16 protein-coding genes and 1 tRNA gene are annotated in these 19,646 nt (G+C 62.9%); 8 read left to right on the top strand and 9 right to left on the bottom strand.

Going from position 1 to position 19,646, the window contains the following annotated elements:
- Positions 1-175: 175 nt before the first annotated feature.
- The gene (locus FFI87_RS34700; protein ID WP_006750334.1) at positions 176-283 is read right to left on the bottom strand and encodes a hypothetical protein; all 108 of its coding nucleotides are present in this window, start codon (positions 281-283) and stop codon (positions 176-178) included.
- 157 nt (positions 284-440) lie between these two features.
- Here FFI87_RS34700 and FFI87_RS06530 point away from each other — a divergent pair, with 157 nt between their 5' ends.
- The 5 genes from FFI87_RS06530 to FFI87_RS06510 all read left to right on the top strand — a co-directional run bounded on the left by FFI87_RS06530 (position 441) and on the right by FFI87_RS06510 (position 5,950).
- Positions 441-1,352 carry an aldose epimerase gene (locus FFI87_RS06530; RefSeq protein ID WP_138847934.1) on the top strand — a complete coding sequence of 304 codons (912 nt, stop codon included), beginning with the start codon at positions 441-443 and terminating at the stop codon, positions 1,350-1,352.
- A 120-nt stretch (positions 1,353-1,472) separates the two neighbouring features.
- Positions 1,473-2,165: a peptidoglycan DD-metalloendopeptidase family protein gene (locus FFI87_RS06525; RefSeq protein ID WP_138847935.1), complete on the top strand. Its 693-nt coding sequence runs from the start codon at positions 1,473-1,475 to the stop codon at positions 2,163-2,165.
- A gap of 376 nt (positions 2,166-2,541) precedes the next feature.
- Positions 2,542-4,161 (top strand): acyl-CoA synthetase, encoded by a 1,620-nt coding sequence (locus FFI87_RS06520; RefSeq protein ID WP_138847936.1) that lies wholly within the window; start codon positions 2,542-2,544, stop codon positions 4,159-4,161.
- An 81-nt stretch (positions 4,162-4,242) separates the two neighbouring features.
- Complete coding sequence (locus tag FFI87_RS06515; RefSeq protein ID WP_006750329.1) at positions 4,243-4,569, top strand: DUF2288 domain-containing protein; 327 nt, start codon at positions 4,243-4,245, stop codon at positions 4,567-4,569.
- A 10-nt stretch (positions 4,570-4,579) separates the two neighbouring features.
- Entirely contained in the window at positions 4,580-5,950 is a 1,371-nt protein-coding gene (locus FFI87_RS06510) for an MATE family efflux transporter (protein WP_138847937.1), read from the top strand.
- A gap of 19 nt (positions 5,951-5,969) precedes the next feature.
- Here the strand turns inward: FFI87_RS06510 and FFI87_RS06505 are convergent, their stop codons facing one another.
- Positions 5,970-6,152 (bottom strand): hypothetical protein, encoded by a 183-nt coding sequence (locus tag FFI87_RS06505; protein WP_012363581.1) that lies wholly within the window; start codon positions 6,150-6,152, stop codon positions 5,970-5,972.
- 138 nt (positions 6,153-6,290) lie between these two features.
- Here FFI87_RS06505 and FFI87_RS34425 point away from each other — a divergent pair, with 138 nt between their 5' ends.
- Complete coding sequence (locus tag FFI87_RS34425) at positions 6,291-6,461, top strand: hypothetical protein (protein WP_006750326.1); 171 nt, start codon at positions 6,291-6,293, stop codon at positions 6,459-6,461.
- 211 nt (positions 6,462-6,672) lie between these two features.
- Here the strand turns inward: FFI87_RS34425 and FFI87_RS06500 are convergent, their stop codons facing one another.
- Positions 6,673-7,479 (bottom strand): GNAT family N-acetyltransferase, encoded by an 807-nt coding sequence (locus tag FFI87_RS06500; RefSeq protein WP_011656520.1) that lies wholly within the window; start codon positions 7,477-7,479, stop codon positions 6,673-6,675.
- A gap of 159 nt (positions 7,480-7,638) precedes the next feature.
- Entirely contained in the window at positions 7,639-8,100 is a 462-nt protein-coding gene (sixA, locus tag FFI87_RS06495) for a phosphohistidine phosphatase SixA (RefSeq protein WP_138847938.1), read from the bottom strand.
- Between the two features lie 163 nt (positions 8,101-8,263).
- Between sixA and FFI87_RS06490 the strand changes: the two genes are divergently transcribed.
- Positions 8,264-8,340 (top strand) — tRNA-Pro (locus tag FFI87_RS06490).
- Between the two features lie 562 nt (positions 8,341-8,902).
- On the opposite strand, the gene cblR is transcribed toward FFI87_RS06490, so the two are convergent.
- Positions 8,903-9,610, bottom strand: coding sequence for a cable pilus system response regulator transcription factor CblR (gene cblR, locus FFI87_RS06485; RefSeq protein WP_138847939.1), 708 nt, complete (start codon positions 9,608-9,610; stop codon positions 8,903-8,905).
- 290 nt (positions 9,611-9,900) lie between these two features.
- On the opposite strand from cblR, the gene FFI87_RS06480 reads away from it, so the two are divergent.
- A complete protein-coding gene (locus FFI87_RS06480) occupies positions 9,901-12,375 on the top strand; it encodes an ATP-binding protein (RefSeq protein WP_315852890.1) in 2,475 nt (824 codons plus the stop codon).
- A 13-nt stretch (positions 12,376-12,388) separates the two neighbouring features.
- Here FFI87_RS06480 and FFI87_RS06475 read toward each other — a convergent pair whose 3' ends face one another.
- From FFI87_RS06475 to FFI87_RS06460, 4 genes are all read right to left on the bottom strand, one after another.
- Positions 12,389-14,770 carry a response regulator gene (locus tag FFI87_RS06475; RefSeq protein WP_138847940.1) on the bottom strand — a complete coding sequence of 794 codons (2,382 nt, stop codon included), beginning with the start codon at positions 14,768-14,770 and terminating at the stop codon, positions 12,389-12,391.
- Positions 14,771-15,310: 540 nt separating this feature from the next.
- Positions 15,311-15,895 (bottom strand): hypothetical protein, encoded by a 585-nt coding sequence (locus FFI87_RS06470; RefSeq protein ID WP_138847941.1) that lies wholly within the window; start codon positions 15,893-15,895, stop codon positions 15,311-15,313.
- A 224-nt stretch (positions 15,896-16,119) separates the two neighbouring features.
- Entirely contained in the window at positions 16,120-18,795 is a 2,676-nt protein-coding gene (locus FFI87_RS06465) for a TcfC E-set like domain-containing protein (protein ID WP_138847942.1), read from the bottom strand.
- Between the two features lie 52 nt (positions 18,796-18,847).
- The gene (locus FFI87_RS06460; RefSeq protein WP_124901942.1) at positions 18,848-19,555 is read right to left on the bottom strand and encodes a fimbria/pilus periplasmic chaperone; all 708 of its coding nucleotides are present in this window, start codon (positions 19,553-19,555) and stop codon (positions 18,848-18,850) included.
- Positions 19,556-19,646: the final 91 nt, after the last annotated feature.

The raw sequence follows: 19,646 nt of genomic DNA, 5'->3' as shown, positions 1-19,646 counted from the left end.
CGCAGCGCGCGTCCGAAAAAACGCGCCCCGATTATGCCCAGCCAGGATTACCGCGCCAAGGCATTTGGCAGCTTATTGCGGCAATGCACACAAACGCTTGCAATTTGTAAGCGTTCGGAAAGCAAAAAGCCCGCCATTTGCATGGCGGGCCTTTCGATTCCGGCAGAAATTGCCGTCAGCGGCCGAGCTGGTAGAAAAACAATACCGTGCTGCCGGTGAACATGCCGAACAGTGCGATTCCCATTGCCATTGCCAGATCCATGGCCGCTCCTCGAAGTGTCATGACCCGGCAACCTCACCGGTTTAGAGGCATTATCCCGACAGCTGACAATCTGAAAAACTCGCGATTTCCCCGAGAAGGGTTTTCCCCGACCGCGTCGCGGCCCGATAATGGAGCGCGCCATCGCGCCCGCCACCCACCCTGTTCATACCGATTCGCCATGCCGATCTTCCAGCAGCACGACATTCACGAACTTCACGCCGGCCCGTCGCTCGTTCGGGTCGCCCCGCAATTCGGCGGCCGCCTGCTGTCGTGGCACGTCGACGGCGAGCCGATCATCTTCTGGCCGGAAACGGCCGACTGGAGCAACCTCGCGCGCGTGCGCGGCGGCAATCCGCTGCTGTTCCCGTTCCTCGGCCGCCACCGCGTCGACGGCGAACTGGGCCGCTGGCGCGATGCCGCCGGCGTGGTCCGCGACCTGCCGATGCACGGTTTCGCGCGTGACCTGCCGTTCGCGGCACAACCGTCGGCCGACGGCGCCGCACTCACGATGACGCTGGAAGGCAATGAAGCGCTGCACGCGAGCTACCCGTTCGATTTCCGCTTCGAAACGACCTACCGGCTCGCCGACGCGCACACGCTGGAGGTCGCACTCACCACGACCAACCGCGGCGACGCGCCGCTGCCCTACTACGCGGGCCACCATTTCTATTTCGCGCTGCCGCACGGCGAGCGCGCGCAAACCACGCTCGAGCTGCCGCCCACGCACCGCTGCGCGCAGAACGCCGACGGCTCCATCAGCGCGCCCGAACGCGGCGACGCGCGTTACACGCTCGACGATCCGGACATCCTCGACCGCTTCCACTGCCTGGACGGCGCGCCGTCCAGGCCGGTGCGCATCGTGATGCCGGGTCGCCGCCGCACGATCGAGATCGCGCTCGACGTACCGGGCTCGATCCCGTGGTACGCGGTCACGACCTGGACCGAAAAGCCGGAATCGGACTTCTACTGCGTCGAGCCATGGCTCGGCCTGCCGGACGCGATCCACAACGGTCTCGGGCTGCGCATGCTCGCGCAGGGCGCGACCGAAACGGCCACGCTGCGCATCCGCGTGCTGCCGCTCGCGGGCTGATGCCCTCGCGCGCCGAAACGGCGCGCGAGGGTGCGAAACTGCGGCGCTCGGGTCGAACCCGTTAAAATCTGACGTTTTGTATTGCCTGCCGCATCACGCGGCAGGGTTTTGCGAGGTTCAATGTTCGGAACAACAACGAAGCGACTCGTCGCGGCCGCCTGCGCCGCGCTGCTCGTCGCGTGCGGCTCCGCGCCCGTCGGCCCCGGTTACTACCGCGTCGAGCGCGGCGACACGCTCTACAAGATCGCGCGCGAGAATCGCACGTCGATGGCGAACATCGTGCGCTGGAACCAGATCACGAACCCCGATGCGATCGAGGTCGGCCAGGTGTTGCGCGTCGCGCCGCCGCCCGGCACCACGACCGCGTCGACCACCGGCACCGGCAGCGCGGGGCGCAGTCGCCCCGCGCCTTCCGCGCCGGTCGAATCGGCCGTCAAGCCGGCCAGCAGCATCGCGCTGATCTGGCCGGCCGCCGGCAACGTGGTGCGCACGTTCGACGGTTCGAAATCCAAGGGCATCGATATCGCGAACGCCGCAGGCTCGCCGGTGCTGGCCGCCGCGCCAGGCACGGTAGTCTATGCGGGTAACGGATTGCGCGGCTACGGCAACCTGATCATCCTCAAGCACAACGCCGATTACCTGACGGCGTACGCACACAACCGTGCGCTGCTCGTGAAGGAAGGTCAGTCGGTCACCCAGGGGCAGACGATCGCGGAGATGGGCAACAGCGACAGCGATCGCGTCGCGCTGCATTTCGAGCTGCGTTACGGCGGCCGCTCGATCGATCCGGCACGCTACCTGCCGGCGCGCTGAACGCGCCCGGCATCGACAGGACGACACGCGATGGCGGCATGCATCGCATGTCGTCGCGAGGAGAATCGGGAAGGTTGTGTCAGCGCTTGCGCAGACGGCCGGTGAAACGGCCGGACAACGGATCGACGCGGCTGGCAAACACCACCAGCGCCCCGATTCCGAACAGGCTGAACCCCGCAGCTATCAAAAGCAAATCCATGGTTACATCACTGTTTTGTCGTGATCTTATGCGTCATTGCGGAATCGTGCACTGAGCCGCACCCGTTGGACGAGTCCGCACATTCCCTATCTCTCGCACGCCATTGTGGTTAGGTCGCGTGAAATGTTGATGTAAACCATCGACCGGATCCGTCGATCGACATGAAGGAGACCCGCGATGCTGCCCGCCGCCGAGCGCTACGACGACCTGCTCTCCCGCTTCCGGTGGGAGGTTCCGGCCCGCTACAACATCGCGGTGGACGTCTGCGACAAGTGGGCCGACGGCCGCGGACGCCTCGCGCTGATCCACGAAACGTCGCGAGGCGACGTGTCGCGCATCACATTCGACGACCTGAGGAATGCTTCTAACCGGCTCGCGAACAGCTTTGCGCGTGCGGGTTTGCAACGCGGCGACCGGATCGCCATCTTCCTCGCGCAGGGTCCCGAAACGGCGATTGCCCATCTCGCCGCGTACAAGCTCGGCGCGATCGCGGTGCCGCTGTTCACGCTGTTCGGCACCGACGCGCTCGAATACCGGCTCGCGAACAGCGAAGCCGCCGCGCTCGTCACCGACGCGGCCGGCTACGCGAAGATCGCGCCGCTGCGCGCGCAACTGCCGACGCTGCGCACGTGCTACTGCATCGGCGACGACGTGCCCGACGCGCCGGGCGTGCTTCGCTACGACGCGGCCCTCGCGGCCGAATCGCCGGACTTCGTGCCGGCCGACACCGCCGCCGACGATCCGGCGGTGATCATCTATACGTCCGGCACGACCGGCAAGCCGAAAGGCGCGCTGCACGCCCATCGCGTGCTGCTCGGTCACCTGCCGGGCGTCGAGATGTCGCAGCAATGCTTTCCGCGCGACGCGCGCCTGTTCTGGACGCCCGCCGACTGGGCGTGGATCGGCGGCCTGCTCGACGTGCTGCTGCCGTCGTGGCATCACGGCGTGCCCGTGCTCGCGCGCCGCTTCGAGAAGTTCGACGGCGAGGCCGCGTTCGCGCTGATGGCGCGGCACGGCGTGACTCACGCGTTCCTGCCGCCCACCGCGCTGAAGCTGATGCGCGCGGTGCCGGCACCGCGCGAGCGCTACACGCTGGCGCTGAAATCGGTCGCGAGCGGCGGGGAATCGCTCGGCACCGAACTGACGGCCTGGGGACGCGACGCGCTCGGCGTGACGATCAACGAGTTCTACGGACAGACCGAATGCAACATGGTGCTATCGTCGTGCGCCGCGCTGTTCGACGCGCAGCCCGGTGCGATCGGCAAGGCCGTGCCCGGCCATACGGTCGCGATCGTCGACGAGCACGGCACGCCGCTGCCGCCGGGCGTCGAGGGACGCATCGCGGTGCGCCGCCCCGACCCGGTGATGTTCATCGAATACTGGCGCAATCCCGCCGCGACGCGCGACAAGTTCGCGGGTGACTACCTGCTCACCGGCGACACCGGCACGATCGACGCGGACGGGTTCGTGCGCTTCGTCGGCCGCGATGACGACGTGATCACGAGCGCCGGCTACCGGATCGGCCCGGGGCCGATCGAGGACTGCCTGCTCACGCATCCGGCGGTGCGGATGGCGGCCGTCGTCGGCGTGCGCGACCCGACGCGCACCGAGATCGTCAAGGCGTTCGTCGTGCTGAACCCCGGCCATGTCGGCGACGACGCGCTCGTCCAGGCGCTGCAGGCGCACGTGCGCACGCGCCTGGCCGCGCACGAGTACCCGCGGGCGATCGCGTTCGTCGACAGCCTGCCGATGACGGCGACCGGCAAGATCGTCCGCCGCGCGTTGCGCGACGCTTGAACCGCGTGGGCCGCGCCGGGCCGCCGGCCGGTCGTCCGGATGGTTTATAGTGGCGCCACGCAGTCTTTCCAACGCACAACGATGTCCTCCCACCAACACGAATCCGCCGCGGGCGCGTCGCACAGCCCGCTCTACGCCAAACTCCTCGGCGAAACCGCCAAGATCGACTGGTGCGATCTCGAGCGCTTCTTCGCGCAGGGCAAGCTGCTGTCGGTCGCGCGCGATCTCGATCTCGTCAGCGTCGCGGAAGCGATTGCCAGCGACGATGCGCAACAGGTCACGCGCTGGCTGTCGTCCGGCCTCGTCGCGCGCATGCCAGCGGAAACGGCCGCCGACTTCGCGGCGCGCAATCCCGAGCTGTGGGCGGTCGTCGTGTCGCCGTGGGTCTGCGTGCAGGAACGCGCCTGACGCGTCCGCCATGTCCGATTCCGCATTACCGCACGCAGTCGGCACCGGATCGGGCGCCGTCTCGCACCGGCGCGTCCTCGCGCTCGCGTTCCCGATCGTCCTGGCGAACCTGACCCAGCCGATCCTCGGCGCGGTCGACACGGCCGTCGCCGGCCACCTCGACGGCGCGCAGTATCTCGGCGGCGTCGCGCTCGGCGGACTGTTCTTCAATTTCGTGTTCTGGGGCTTCGGCTTCCTGCGCATGGGCACGACCGGCCTCGTCGCGCAGGCGCACGGCGCCGGCGACGCCGCCGGCATCCGCCTGAACGTGCTGCGCGCGCTGATCGTCGCGTTCGCCCTCGGCGCCGCGGTGCTCGCGCTGCAGGTGCCGCTGCTGTCGTTCGCGCTGTCCGCGCTGGGCGGCAGCGACGCGGTTCGCGCAACCGCGCTGGCCTACGGCCACGCGCGGATCTGGAGCGCGCCGTTCGCGCTCGCGAACTACGTCGTGCTCGGCTACCTGCTCGGCGTGCAGCGCGTGCGGCTCGCGCTCATCGCGCAGGTCTTCATCAATGCGGTGAACATCGGTGCCGTGCTGTTGTATGTGTACGGCTTCGGCTGGGGCATTGCCGGGATCGGTGCGGCGACCGCGACCGCCGACGCATGCGGCTTCGCGCTCGGCGCCTGGATGCTGTGGCAGCTGCGGCCGCGGGGCCTCGCGCCCATCGCCGCGCGTGCGCTGGCGGACCGTGCGGCGCTCAAGCGGCTGATCGTACTCAATCGCGACATCTTCCTGCGCACGATGTGCCTGCTCGGCGCGTTCGGGTGGTTCGCGCATCTCGGCGCGAAACAGGGCGATGCGACGCTCGCGGCCAACGCTTTGCTGCTGAATTTTCAGACGTTCATGGCGTACGGGCTCGACGGTTTCGCGCATGCGGCCGAGGCGCTCGTCGGCGCCGCGGCCGGCGCGCGCGACCGCGCCGCATTCCGGCAGGCCGTGCGCGTCACGTTGCTGTGGTCCGCGCTCGGTGCGCTGCTGTTCGCGCTCGTCTACTGGGCGGCCGGCGGATGGATCGTCGCGCAGCTGACCGACCAGGCCGAGATCCGCGCGGTCGCGCTGCAATACCTGCCGTGGGCGGCGATCTCGCCGATCGTGTCCGTGTGGGGATTCCTGCTCGACGGCGTGTTCATCGGCGCGACGCAGACGCAATCGCTGATGCGCGCGATGGTCGCGTCGTTCGCGATCTTCATCGCGGCGACGCTGACCATCGTCGGCCCGTTCGGCAATCACGGGCTGTGGTTCGCGCTGCTGTTGTTCATGGTCGCGCGCGGCGCGACGCTCGCACGCTATCTGCCGGCGCTCGTGCGGCGAATCGGCGCCGACGCGCCCGCGGCCGGCGCCTGACGGCCACGCGGGCCGGACGTTATTGCGCGGGTGCGGGTGCCGGCGCCGGCGCGCCCAGCATCGACGGCGGCGTCATGTCGGTCGGCACGCCGTGGTAATCGGCCGGATCTTGCGGCGGGTGGCCGCGACGGGCCTGGTGCGGATCGCTGGAACAGCCGGCAAGAATGGACGCGGCCAGCACGGCCAGCATGAAACGAGTCATCGGGAAGGCTCTCCGGAAAACGGCGCGCCCATCGCGCGCCGGGACCGCGCCGAGTCTAGCGGAATTCCGGGTTAGGGGTCGCCCCGCGGATGTTCTATTATGAAGCCATGGCGCTGTGCCCGTTGAAAGGAGGCTGCCATGTCGTCTGAAGAGATCGCTGGCCTGATCGGCCTGTTCGTCGGCCTGATGGTGCTCGTCGCCCTGTCGTACTTCGAATCGCGCGAATACAAGCGCAGCCACGGCGGCGAAGGGATGGTCCATCACTGGATGGCCGAACACCATCTGCTCGACTGGCGGCGCAAGCACTAGGCAAGCCGCCCTGTCGTCCGGGTCGCCGCCTGCGGGACCCGCCCCGAACGTGCGCCCGCTCGCACGGTGGTCACCGCGTACCGTTCAAATTAACAGGGCCGGATAGGCCGACATCGTCCGAATAGCCGAACGCCGTCGGGTGGCGGGGTGCCACGCGACGGCGTTCGCATGCGTGCGCGCCGCGACGGGCGCGGCGCGCGATACGGTCTGCTCAGCCCAGGAAGTGACGAGCGTAACGGGCGTTGATGTCCGACAGCCGGAACAGCGTCAGGAAATCCGCGCAGTTGAAGTCGGGATCCCAGGCCGGCGCGCCGCAAATCTTCGCACCGAGGCGCAGATAGCCCTTGATCAGCGGCGGCGGCGCGACGACGGTGCCCGTCTGCAGTTCGTCGACCGGCAGCGCCGTATGCGGGAACGCGCGGTATTCGGGCGCCGTCAGCGCGTTGGCCGACAGCGACTGATACAGGTTCGCCGCATAGTGGCCGCCATCGGCCATCGACACGCTCGCGCAGCCGAGCATCGTCTCGTAGCCATTCTGCATCATGTAGGCGCCGAGGCCGCCCCACAGCGCCATGATCACGGCGCCGCTGCGGTAGTCGCTGTGCACGCATGACCGGCCGACCTCGACCATCTTGCCGCGCAGGTGAGTCAGGCGCGACAGGTCGAATTCGCCTTCCGCGTACAGACGCCCGACACGCGCGGCCTCGTGCGGCGGCAGCACGCGGTACGTGCCGACCACCTTCAGCGTGTCGAGATCGCGCACCAGCAAGTGGTCGCAATAGGCATCGAACGGATCGACATCGAGACCGGAGGGGCCGCTGAGTTGCGCGCCCATCTCTTCGGCGAAGACGGTGTAACGCAGGCGCTGTGCCTCGCGCAGTTCGTCTTCCGTGCGCGCCCATGCGGCACGCAGACGGTACTCGGATGTGACGGTTTCAGCAGCGCGCGGCAGGTGACGCCGCGTCGTGTCGAGGGGAAGCGAGGCAAAAGGGAGCGTAGGCGTCGGCAGTTCTCGCATTAGGCTTTCCTGATCGTAAGGAATAGGACGACATGCCAGCCAATGTAGTAACCGGCCGTTACCATTCTGTGGCACGACCGTGTCCATTCAATGACGTGTCGCCGAATTGACTTTAGCAGAAAGCTTGCGAAACCGTATGATCAATGCCGCAAAACCCCTTCACACAAGGTCCGGCGGCAACAACGCACGCAGCACGGCCTGACGACTGCCGTCGCGCGTACGGCTTGCGATCCACACGATGCCGCCCTTCTTGATGCTCCAGCTGTCACCGTTGCCGGCGATCAGGTGCGCGACGACGCTGCCGAGCGTCGGCTGGTGTCCGACGATCATGACCGTGGGCGCGATGCCGTCCGGCCAGCCGGCGGCGGTCAGCACGTCGTCGACGTTACCGCCCGGCGCGAGCGCATCGACGGTCCGGTACTGGTCGGTCAGCGCCTCGACGGTCTGCACGGTACGTGCCGCCGGGCTCGCGAGAATCACGCTGTTCGACTCGAGCCGGCCGCGCAGCCATTTGGCCATTGTCTGCGCTTCCTTGCGCCCGCGGCTCGTCAGCTGGCGCGCGAGGTCGTTTGCCGCGTAGTCTTCGGCTTCGGCGTGGCGCCACAGGATCAGGTTCATCATGATGTCTCTCCATGCATCGGCGAACGATCCGGTCGCGCAGGTGCGTGCCGGACGCTCACACACTCTGAATTGTCGCCAATGGTGAACGGTTCGTGATGATGTGCGCGATATGCATAACTTGATTGACCCGGTCACCCATTAGACGATAGAATCTTTGGCTCGTCGGAGCGTAGCGCAGCCTGGTAGCGCATCTGATTTGGGATCAGAGGGTCGTAGGTTCGAATCCTATCGCTCCGACCAAAGGAATCAAGGGGTTACATGCCAAAAGCGTGTAACCCCTTTTTCTTTATTCGGTTCATGTAACCATCATGTAACCCGATTCAGCCTAGGTCGATCCACATCGATCCATCTCGCCCCTCCCAGTTTCGCATCCCTACTTCCATTCAGCGACGATCCAGCTAAGGTTTCGATGTGATGTCACTGCTTATGGGGCCGGATACAATGGTCGCCAGCAGAGCGAGAGCGCGTTCCGGGCCAGTGACACCAAGACGGCTGACCGCCCCGGAACTAGACAACCCAACACTATCTCAGCCCACACTCCGATGATGCAACAGTACCTGCGCCCTATCTGACAAGGCTCGGCGGACAAAGCTACGCCAAGACCTACGCTCAACCAGTTGACCCAGCCGGTGGGCAGCCGCAACGCCTCGGCATTCGAGGCTAGCGACTGGACCTTCCGCTGCCCCTCGACCAACCGATCGTCGGACTTCGTCACACGCTCCCAGTAGCGTCCGCGAATGTCCCCTTGCTTGGGGCGGGCCTGGATGTCACGCGGCAATGCCGCCCGGTGGTCGGTCGGCGCTCAGGTCTCCTCGAGCAGCTTGCGGGACGCGAACAGCTCAGCATCGCTGCGGATACCAAGCTTGCGAAACGCCGATTGCTTTTGCGCACTGATCGTCTTGCGGCTTCGGGAGAATTTCAACGCGATGTCGGACACGGACATGCCCGCGAGATAACAACGCAGCACCTCATGCTCCCGCGGGCTGAGGCGCAAGTCGGCTGACGGGCCGGAATCCGATCGTGGTCCGCTAACTTCACTTGAGCTTGCTGGGTCGGCCACGCGCGGATCCGGCGCCGCACCCGACATAATGCGGTTCGCCAGCTCGGCACTAATATAGGAACGACCGCTTGCAACGACGCGGATAGCGTTCGCAAGTTCTCTGAGACTCTCGCTCTTGCCGAAAAAACCAAGCGCGCCAGCGCGCATCGTCATGGTCACTGTTGCCGGCGTATCGCTGCTGGATGTCATTAAAATTCGACAGTCCGGAAAGCGCCGATTGACTAGCGTGACGAGATTGAGGCCATCGATCTCACCCGGGCCAAGCGAGTAGTCGAGCAGGACAACATCTGCGTGATTCGCCTCGAGCCAGCGGATCAAGTCACGCGATCTTGCAAAGCTCCCTGCGACATTGATGTCGGCCTTCCCGGTCAGGTAACTGGCGATCCCGAGCTGAACGACCGCATGGTCGTCGAGGATCACGACTTGGATCGGCTGCTGCTCTGACCTCATTGTTACCCCTTAAATCGTCGCAATGCGGCGACGAGCGATTAAACCCCTCCCGTCCGCGCCATGCCGCTATGTTTGTTCTGCAAGTTTACAGGGTTTAGAAACAATTTTTAAGCCTCCGAGCCAAGCAGCGAAAGCAGACATATCTGCCTCGGCCGCCGGCTGCGTTGCGTTCGCGCAACGACGGACATATGATGGTGGGTTCGTTTTCCGGAGTATCGCGACGTGCACCGGGTCCGACAAAGATCCACGAACCATCACGCGTTCGTCCGGCCAACAATTCGGTGGAGAACGTGATCAACGTGAAGTTGAAGCGATGTGCAATATTGGCTGGCGTAATGGCCTGGCTGCTTTCCTCGCTCGGCTGGGCGGCCCCGGAGCCACAGTTCACGGCTGAGGAAAAAACATGGATTGCAGCGCACCCGACGGTGCGAACCTACGTCGATCCCGACTGGCGCCCGTTCGAGTTTCGTGAACACGGGAAAGCAGTCGGCATCGTGCCGTCGTATCTCGACGCCGTGTCCCGCATTAGCGGATTGCGTTTCGAATATGTCGAAAGTGTAGCGTGGCCCAATGCCTATAGTGCATTGTTGTCTGGAGACATCGACATGGTTCCAGATGTGTCGGCAAGCGCAGACTCTTCGCGCTATCGCAACACGACCAGCCTGAGCCGGCCCTATTTTGTGGGCACTGTGGTCGTGGTCGCTCCTGCCAGCCTCAACTTGTTCACCGATTTTGAGAGTCTCGCCGGCCGCCGTATTGCAATCAAACGCGGCGGCGCGCTGGAATACGCGATACGGAATAGCGGCGTTCCAGTGACGTTGCTGAGCTACAACAACGAGTACAGCGCTCTCGCCGCCGTCGCCGATGGAAAGGCCGACGTCGCCATCGGTCCCGACATGTCGATCCTACCGCTGGTCCGCCGGCAATTCCAAGGCGAGTTGTTTCTGTCAGGTGGCTTGCCAGATCGGCCCTACGCGCTGTCCCTGGCGACGCGCCGAGACAATCCGATACTCGCATCGATACTCGACAAATCAATCGCGGCAATCCCCGCGCGCGAAACTGAGAGTATCCCACGCGGATGGCTCCAATCAGCCGACTATGGCAAACCAACCTTTCAGTCGATCCTTTACTACCACCGCTGGCAAGTCGCTACCGGCTGCGCCTTGCTGTTCGCGTTGGTGGCGATCGCAGTGGGATCATGGCGTGCGCGCGCCGCCGCTATCGGCAACGCGCGCGAAAAAGCCATGTTCTTCGCGTTCATCAGTCACGAAATCCGCACGCCGATGCATACGATCCTATCGTCATTGGAGTTGCTGCAGCGCGCAAAGCTTGCGCCAAAACAAGCAAGTCAGGCCGACGCCGCGGTTGCGGCATCGGAATCGCTACTCACGCTCCTCGACGACATACTCGACTATTCCCGGCTCGAGTCGCGCAATGTAGCCCTCGCACTCGAACCCACGCAGGTCGGCCCGTGGATAAGGGACAGCGTCGAAATGGTCCGCTGGCGCATCGACGAGAAGCACCTCGACTTCTCGCTCGAACTCGAGTGTGCGGCCGAACTATGCCTGCTAATCGATCCAGTGCGCACTCGGCAGATCGTGCTGAACTTGCTCGTAAACGCGATCAAGTTCACGTCGACCGGCTCGGTGGAAGTGCACGTCGATTACCTCGAAGGCAATCCCGAAAGCGGCGGCTCGCTCCTACTTGAAGTCCGTGATACTGGGGTCGGCATCCCTTCCGAACGTCAACGCTACATCTTCGAACCGTACCAGCGCGTCGAAGAACCCGGCGGCCGACGCGTGACCGGAAGCGGGCTCGGTCTGTCAATCTGCCGCGAACTTGTCGATCTGATGAAAGGCGAGATTACTGTTGACAGCAGTTCCGACAAGGGCACAGTCTTCACGGTAATCTTGCCTGCGCGGCGTGTTCGGGCCACCCCAAAGCCCGGCACTACCATGCCGGCAACACCCGGCACGCCGTCACTTCCGCGCGTCGCTAGTCCGCTCGCCGTCGAAGCACCGGTGCGAAGCGCCAAAGGCCCCATGATTCTCGTCGTTGACGATCACGAGGCCGTACAGCACGCCATCGAGCATCAGCTTGAAGCGCTTGGATGCCGTTCAGCTGTTGCCGCCAACGGCGGGCAAGCACTCGAACGCTTCGAGTGTGCTCACTACGACATGGTGCTGCTAGACTGCGACCTGCCAGACATCGACGGCTATACAGTCGCGCAACGCATGCGCGCCAGCGAACAGCGACGCGAGCGGTCGCGCACTCCGATCATCGCGATTTCGGCATCGACGGACGGCGCACATAGTGAACGCTGCTTCGACAATGGCATGGACGGCGTGCTCAGCAAGCCTTTGCGACTCGACGCGCTGCTTCAGATCATCGACCTGTGGTGCCCCACTTTAGACCTGGAGCGGTGCACCGCGCCCACCACTCCTTCGCAATCGGTACACTCCGACTTCCGCAAGACCTACCTACACTGCGTTGACGCCGATCTCGACGCGCTCGGCGACGCGTTGTCAGCCGGCGATTCCGCGCGCGCGCTTCACGCGGCTCATCGCATCAAAGGCGCCGCATCAATCGCCGGTCATAGTGCAACCAGCGAGTTGGCGTCTAAAATCGAACGGCGGTTGCAAGCGAGCTCTGGTGGCATTGCGCCCGACGTTTACGCACTGTACGACGTCCTGTCGCACCAGCATCGCACCGATATGGATAACCGCGCTGCAGACGAACGGCGTCTCGGCGACGCATCCGCATAGGTGGCGCCGAAAATCAACCGCGCAACGCCTTCGAGTCACCGAGTCTTCGAAGGCGTTCCTCAATGCCCGTCGCAATTTCGACCATCGCGTCCGCGCCTGCCACCAGTGACACGCCCTTAATTCGATGCACGGCGTGCAGCGCGTCGTGCAAATCGTTCGCCAGCAACGCGGAAATGAGCGAGTCGAAATCCCGCCCGATCTCGCCCTCGAACGTCGACCGCAGATCTACGAGATCGTCGGCGCGAGGGTCGGCCGGCACCACATCGGGAGCGTCTACATACGACGTACACCAGCTCGTGATCATTTGACGTAATGCCTGCAGCCGCAGCGGCTTGCCGAGCACACCATCCATGCCACTGTCGAAGCATCGCACCTTGTGCGCATCATCTGAAGCCGCCGAGATCGCGATGATGGGAACGTGTTTGGACCATACCATCGACTCATGCTGACGGATCATCTGTGTCAGCGCATATCCATCGATGTCTGGTAGATTGCAGTCGAGCAGTATGAGATCGATACGGCCTTGCGCGATTCGCTGCATGGCCTCTTCACCCGTCGCGGCTACGATCCCGATACAGCCCAGTTCGTCGCATTGCTGCACGATCGCTCGCCGCACTGTCTCGTGATCGTCCACAATCAAAATACGCGGTGCGTCGATATGCGAGCGTACATTGCTCATATCGGTCGCCACCGGCGCAACCATCACCTGACGTTCAACTACGGCATCATCCACTATCGCAATTGGCAATTGCACAGTCATTTTCGTTTCAACGTATGGCGAGCTTTCGACGGCGATCGTCCCGCGCATCAATTTGACGAGTTCGCGGCAGATCGCCAGACCCAGCCCACTCCCATTGACTTCGACGTGAGGCAAGTGCGCCGCCTGCCAGTACGCGTCGAAAATTCGCTTTAGCCGCTCGGGGGCGATGCCGATGCCGTTGTCGCGCACCTCCAAAGTAAGCGTGCCGCGTTTTCCCTGCGGGTCAGGTAGGAAGTCTACATACAGCATGACCGACCCAGCGGCGGTAAATTTGATCGCGTTGACAAGCAGATTCAACACGATTTGGCGCACGCGAACTGGATCGAGCACAAGCCGCAGCGCCGGTTCGCATGCCACGTCGAGCACAAGTGCCAGGCCCTTCGCGTCGGCCCGGCAGCGCACCATGTCGATAGTCTGCCGTGCCCACGTCCCGAGCTCGACCGTTTGCGGCGCCAGCCGTACCTTGCTCGATTCGAGGCGCGAGTATTCGAGAATGTCATCGAGCAGCGTCAACAGCGTCTCGGATGCCGAAATCGCCGCATCGGCGCGATTCGCCTGCTTCCCAGTCAGCCGCGAACGCTGCAGCAATTCCAGCGACGACAGAACCGTATACATCGGCGTGCGGATCTCGTGACTGACAAACGCGAGAAACATCGCCTTGTCGCGCTTGCTGCGGATCGCTGCGGCACGGGACCTCAACGCTAGATATGCGAGCGCCAACAACGTGAGCAGTGCCATTCCAAGCGCAAGTACCTGCGGCGCGCGGTAATAAATAATCGAGCGGATTGTCGGCTTACCATAGTCGCCCAGTTCCACCCAGTCCCGCGTAATTTCCGCCGATTCGCTTACCGGAATCGCCGCGAGCGACTTGTCGATAATTGACGCAAGTATCGGCAGATCACTGCGTGTAAGCATCGCAAGCGATACGGGACGATCGGCAAGCATGCCGGACATGTAGAGCTTGCCGGGGAATTGTCGGCGCACGATCGGCAGGATCGTGACGTCGACGCCGAGCGCCGCATCGGCCGCGCCACTGGCGACGGCGGCGAGCGCCTCCTCCTCGCTTTCGTACGTCTGAATATCGAGCATCACGCTGCTGTGGCGCGTGAAATACTCGACGGCGCCGCGCCCCTTGATCGCAACACGGCGGCCCTCGAGGCGCTTGAGACTGAAGATCATCGCGGAATCGTTGCGCGTGACGGCAGTCAAGCGGCCAACCAAGTACGGCAAACTAACGAGCGCACCAGAGCCAATGCGATCCGGCACCAGTTCACGCCATACGCCCGGCAACAGATCAACCTTGCCGGCTGAGAGCGCGTCGTACGCATACCCCCATTCCGTACCCGGCACTGTCTTGAATACCAAACCGGTCATCTTCGAGATCGCACTAAGGTAGCCGGCGACGAGACCCGCTTGTTTCCCGTTGTGCATGTACTCGATCGGATGCCAGTTGGCTTCGACAGCGATGTTTACGACGGGGTGCGCACTGATCCACTGGCGCTCCTCTTCGGTCAGGGACGGCTTCCAGCAGGCGTTTGCTGCACTTGCTTCGCGCGATCCCATGACGCACGCAAGCAGCACGGCACAACCAAGCATTGACCAACTCGCACAAAAAGCGATGAAGTTTTTCGTCATGCGCGTCGCTACGATTCCCGCGCATGCAACGCCACGCAGTCCGCGCCAGCGTGTGCGACCTGCGGTATCTCCACTCCTGACCCAGACTATCTGTTGCATATGACTCGAAAAATCTGATTCATCTAGGCCCCATGTTCACCTAAACAAGTAGTCCGCGTAACGAATGAGCGCCGAGCCTCAAAGCGCGAAGGTGTGTCCGTACAGCCCGGAATTGCATATGGACGAATGGTCCCAGACCCGGTCTCGACGCAAGGAACACCAGAATTGGAACAAGAGACGGCGTGAGCGGTTTATATCGTACGGACCTTGGGCATCGCTCGACATAAGATTTGTCCTAAAACGCGTCGGACGCCACGTTGCCGAAACAGGCGATTTCATTGCTGGAGACGGTGAACATGCAGGCGCGAGTGCACGCCGTGTCAACGGCCAAACGCTGAACTTCCTTAGCCCGTTTCAGTTCCACCATGGTATTGCGGGCTAGTGAACCCGTCCGGGAGAACAGGGGAAGGCCAATTTGCGAATGAGACGACACGGGGAAAATTAATTCACCGGCACCACTTTCACTTCATGCGTATCTGTCCCGTTTGCCAAGACGACCCTGACTGAGCCGCCCACTGGATTCAACCCGACCAGATCGAGTGATTCGCCAGGCGACAAATAGCGGTCTCGCATGCAGTCAATCAAAAGCGCACATTCGCCATGCGCGGTTGCCAGCATGACCGTGTTCCCCGTATTAACGAATAGCGTCCCATCGACCCGATAAGCCTGCCGTGGTGACCTCGGCTGCACGACCAGGATTGTCTGCAACTCGAGACGCGGTTTCACCTTGACCGCATTTGTATCGATCGAAACCGCGCGCTCCTCGCGGAACGTCACGCGAAAATAGCGTGGCGAGTCGTCACTTACACCTTTGAAATAGAGACGCAACCACCCACTCTTGTTCGGGCGTAACACGAGCTGCTTCGGTGCGTACATCAGATCGCCGCCTTTCGGCTTCCAGGTCGCGACGTCGCCATACGGCGGAGCGCTTTCCTCCACTGACACGCCGTACACGCGCGTCTGGTCGCTGTCGTTCACGACCTCGCGAACGAGATAGTCTTTCCCGGACCCCATGAAATAGGTCATGTCGCCAACGGACAATGCCTGCGCTATGCAAGACCAGACCAACATCACGAACGCTGCGAATTGCCTCAATCGATTCCTCACTGGTTACTGGTCCGCGCATACGCATCTCACCCGCTACAACTCAGCCGGTCGGCCCGGCATCGCGCGTTACCCGACAAAAATAGACGCGCGACCGACTGCGTCGGCCGCGCATATGGATACGTCTCCTCCATTTTGGTCTGGTATCAGCCTTCGCGACGCCGAACCGGGCGCGCATCGGCCACGCTTTTCGGTTTGCACTCGATCTGATCAACCCACAGCGCGCCTTGCGCCTTGCTGAGGTCAAAGTCGATCTCGCACGTTCCGCCGGTGCCCGTCTCGTATTGAATGACCGGATAGGCGGTATCGACGTCGATCACGAAACCGCCGTCGGCCGCAGTCGTTGCCTTGCCGATGTGGTTGCGAATCTCGGTGTTCGGCTTCACCAAACCGTTCTCGGTCAGCACGCCGAACACCGTTACCAGCCGTCGGACCTTCGGCATCATCGACGCGACGTTGCCCGGATACAGCACGAGCTTGGCGTCGCCTTCCTGGATATCGAAGTTTTCCGGCGTGTCACGACGCGTGCGGATCGTCACGCGGTGTTCGCGGTATCCCGTAAGCGGAACGAACGTGGAACGCGAATCGAGCGCCAACGCCCCATTCGTGGACACCATCTCGAGGTTGCCACGCGCCGACTTGTCCACGCCGACGATCACGCCGCTTTCGCCCTTCTTGCTGTTGAACCCGATGCCGCGCGTGTTCCACCCGACACTGCCCTGCATCGCGGCGGTGCCGCTGGCGTCGCCGGTATCGTCGATGTTCACGTTACCTTGCCAGCCGAACCAGCGGTTGTGGCCCTGCGCGCCAAGGTTCGCTTGGGTGCTCGACGGATTGCCATAGTCGCTCGACAGCGAACGCGAGCGGTTGACCCCTGCCGACAGATAGTCGACGCCCGGGATACGCTCCGGCCGCCAGCCGACGTGCGCGCCGATCTGCTCAGTATCGAGCGAGCGCGAATAGTCGATGCCTGCGTCGCCGAACGAGAACGTCGCATTCAGGCCGACGTAGAACGCGTTGTTCCACTTACGGCCCATGCCGCCGCTATTCCGGCTGAACATCTGGCCGCCATTGAGCATCACGCGCACCCATTTGTTCGAGTAAATGTCCTGGCTCCAGTCGATGCGGTAGTCCTGACCACCGCCGCCGTATACGCTGCCGCTCACGTTGAGCGTCGCGTTGTTGGTCCAGCCGAACATACGCGCAACGTTCACGTTCGAACCGAAGCTCAGTGTGCGCTGATTGTATACGCCGTTCTTCGCGGTGCTGCCCGTCGTCAGCATGTAGTTCGCCCACGCGCCGACAGGCCCGATGTTCGCCGCGCCATTCGCATTCACGCGAAAACCGCCGTCGCTCGTCGCTCCCGTGTCGATGCCTACGTTACCGTGCTTGAAACCCCGTTGATAACGCAGTTCGGCGGCGGCCAGACCGTCAAAATAATATGCACTGCCGTTAAACGTGCCGAACCGAGTCGCCATCTTGCCGCTCGCGCCGACGAGCTGTCGGCTGATCGCACCACGTCCCCCAACGTTGTTCGCAACATACTGGCCGACATAGAACTGATACTGCGTGTCCGCACCGGTTCCGCCGTTACTCGGCTTGTACACTTGCTCATTGCGGGACGACACCACACGACCGTTGACAACGACGTCCACGCGAATCGGGTAAGTCCCGACTGGCAACTGGCGCGTATCGATTTCCTGGTTGCCGAGGGGAAGATGCTGAACGTTGATCAGCTTGCCGTCGCGATGAATCTGCACTTCACCCGATGCAGGCATGAACGCGAAGATTGGCGTGCGCGCCAGCGAGCCGTCGTTCAACTCCGAGCGGCTTGCGGTGCCTGCGCTGACGCCAAGAAAGCGCCCGCCCGGAAGGAACGTTGTCTGCCCCAGCGCATTCATCGACCAGGTGCTCAGATAGCCGGCCGTGATCGATACGCCGCGGTAGTCACGTTCCAGCCGCGCTTCATACAGGTTGAAATCGTCACCGCTGCGAATGTCGCCCTCAACATACGCGTGATTGACACCAATTGCGCTGACCGACTGCATGTGGAGGTAGCCGTTCGCATCGGCTCTGGCGTTCTTCACGACCGACATGTCGTAATTCAGCACACCGCTCGGATGCTTCTCGGTACTGTCGGGCAGCATATGCAAGCGCGGCGCGCCTTCGCTTGCATAGGCATCCCTCGGCAGTTGTGCAACCAGTTCGAACGTCCGGAGATTGAATTCCAGTTGGACGTCAGATACGTCCTCGCGTGCGCTCGACGTTTCCGCGACCATGCGCAGCGGCTTGCCGTAGCGATCCGCAATCCTTTGCTTCGCGGCATCCGTGATGGCGATCTTCGCGAGGCTGAAGTCCACCAGCTTCAGCGTGCGACCATCGTACTTGACGGTCGCCCGGCCCGCTTCCTCCGAACCGCTATCGATCTTGAGCCGCACCGGCACGTCGACACCCTGCTCGAGTGCACCGAGCAGGTTGTCAGGAAAGGCGTACTGACCAGCAGCCAATGTGCCATCGGCATGTGCACCCTCCGCAGGATCGGGCGCGCGATCGGCAATTTCCGGATTCAACGAGCGAGCATCGCGGCCTGGTTCCATGTCCGACGCTGGCACGGACACCGATGCGTATTCCGAGGCCGTGATCGCGTCGACATCGACGGCGTATGCGGACTCGTCGCGCCCCCTGTCAGCTTCGGGCGTCTCGACTGCCCGCGCCCTCCGATCGAACATCACCGAATGATCCGCCGCAAGCACAGCCGACGACACCCATCCTCCCGCAAGGGATACGGCGACGTTAATTGCTGTCATTGTCGACTTTTTCATTCGCAGTCCAAATTGAATCTCTGTTTATCCAAGTCACATAACCGTGATTCGGTTACTTCGCTACGACCTTCGACGGTGCGGCATTCATCGGGAAATACTGGTAGTCGCTGCCTTTCCAGACGCCAATGCCTTGAAGGGATACCAAGCCCTTTTCCTTGCGCATGTCTCCCGACTCGCCCGGGAGCAGGAAAGTGGATCGGCTGCAAGCCTTCGGTTCGGTCGCGGCCTTTTCTTCGCACTTCCCCGTGGCCGTGACATGGACGAAGGTATTTCCGATGTTCTTCACACGCCCGTTGCCGTCGTGTTCGAATTTGAAGTGGATCGTTCGTGGGCGCACGACGAGGATCGAACTCAACCGAATGCGCTGCTTCGCGGACAAGCTGACGCCATCACTGATGTTCGATTGCGACGACACGGCCTGTTCAATGAACGACAACTGGTAGTAGCGCTCCTTGTCGTCCCGCTTGCCCTGGTAGTAGATCTTGACGTCCGCCGTTCGATGCGGCGGCAGAAACACCGTTGCGGGCGAGATCAGCACATCCTTTTTCTGCTCATGCAGCACCTTCAATTGCCGCGGATTGGTAATCTCCTGGACTTCCGTCGACACGAATTTGGCTACCGAGTCGTCGTTCTTGATCTGCTTGACGACGTAGAACTCGTTTTCCTGCATTTCGGTCGTCAACGATCCGATGCCAATGGCCGATGCATGCTGCGCGCCCATCAGCGCGGCCGCCAGCGCCAAGAGTTTGAGTGGCTTCATCGTGTCCTCCGAAAGAAAAGAAAAAGAAAATGCCGAACCCCTAGACCGCGAGGTCCGGCATTACCGGAGTCAATGCCTGCTTCGACCGAAT

The organism is Burkholderia sp. KBS0801 (assembly GCF_005937855.2).
GTDB classification, from domain to species: domain Bacteria; phylum Pseudomonadota; class Gammaproteobacteria; order Burkholderiales; family Burkholderiaceae; genus Burkholderia; species Burkholderia ambifaria.
This window is presented reverse-complemented; position numbering and strand designations above follow the sequence as displayed.

Bases quoted from the DNA above. Each gene is read 5' to 3' on its own strand.
- FFI87_RS34700 (WP_006750334.1), bottom strand. From the start codon at position 283: ATGACACTTCGAGGAGCGGCCATGGATCTGGCAATGGCAATGGGAATC.
- FFI87_RS06530 (WP_138847934.1), top strand. From the start codon at position 441: ATGCCGATCTTCCAGCAGCACGACATTCACGAACTTCACGCCGGCCCG.
- FFI87_RS06525 (WP_138847935.1), top strand. From the start codon at position 1,473: ATGTTCGGAACAACAACGAAGCGACTCGTCGCGGCCGCCTGCGCCGCG.
- FFI87_RS06520 (WP_138847936.1), top strand. From the start codon at position 2,542: ATGCTGCCCGCCGCCGAGCGCTACGACGACCTGCTCTCCCGCTTCCGG.
- FFI87_RS06515 (WP_006750329.1), top strand. From the start codon at position 4,243: ATGTCCTCCCACCAACACGAATCCGCCGCGGGCGCGTCGCACAGCCCG.
- FFI87_RS06510 (WP_138847937.1), top strand. From the start codon at position 4,580: ATGTCCGATTCCGCATTACCGCACGCAGTCGGCACCGGATCGGGCGCC.
- FFI87_RS06505 (WP_012363581.1), bottom strand. From the start codon at position 6,152: ATGACTCGTTTCATGCTGGCCGTGCTGGCCGCGTCCATTCTTGCCGGC.
- FFI87_RS34425 (WP_006750326.1), top strand. From the start codon at position 6,291: ATGTCGTCTGAAGAGATCGCTGGCCTGATCGGCCTGTTCGTCGGCCTG.
- FFI87_RS06500 (WP_011656520.1), bottom strand. From the start codon at position 7,479: ATGCGAGAACTGCCGACGCCTACGCTCCCTTTTGCCTCGCTTCCCCTC.
- sixA (WP_138847938.1), bottom strand. From the start codon at position 8,100: ATGATGAACCTGATCCTGTGGCGCCACGCCGAAGCCGAAGACTACGCG.
- cblR (WP_138847939.1), bottom strand. From the start codon at position 9,610: ATGAGGTCAGAGCAGCAGCCGATCCAAGTCGTGATCCTCGACGACCAT.
- FFI87_RS06475 (WP_138847940.1), bottom strand. From the start codon at position 14,770: ATGACGAAAAACTTCATCGCTTTTTGTGCGAGTTGGTCAATGCTTGGT.
- FFI87_RS06470 (WP_138847941.1), bottom strand. From the start codon at position 15,895: ATGACCTATTTCATGGGGTCCGGGAAAGACTATCTCGTTCGCGAGGTC.
- FFI87_RS06465 (WP_138847942.1), bottom strand. From the start codon at position 18,795: ATGAAAAAGTCGACAATGACAGCAATTAACGTCGCCGTATCCCTTGCG.
- FFI87_RS06460 (WP_124901942.1), bottom strand. From the start codon at position 19,555: ATGAAGCCACTCAAACTCTTGGCGCTGGCGGCCGCGCTGATGGGCGCG.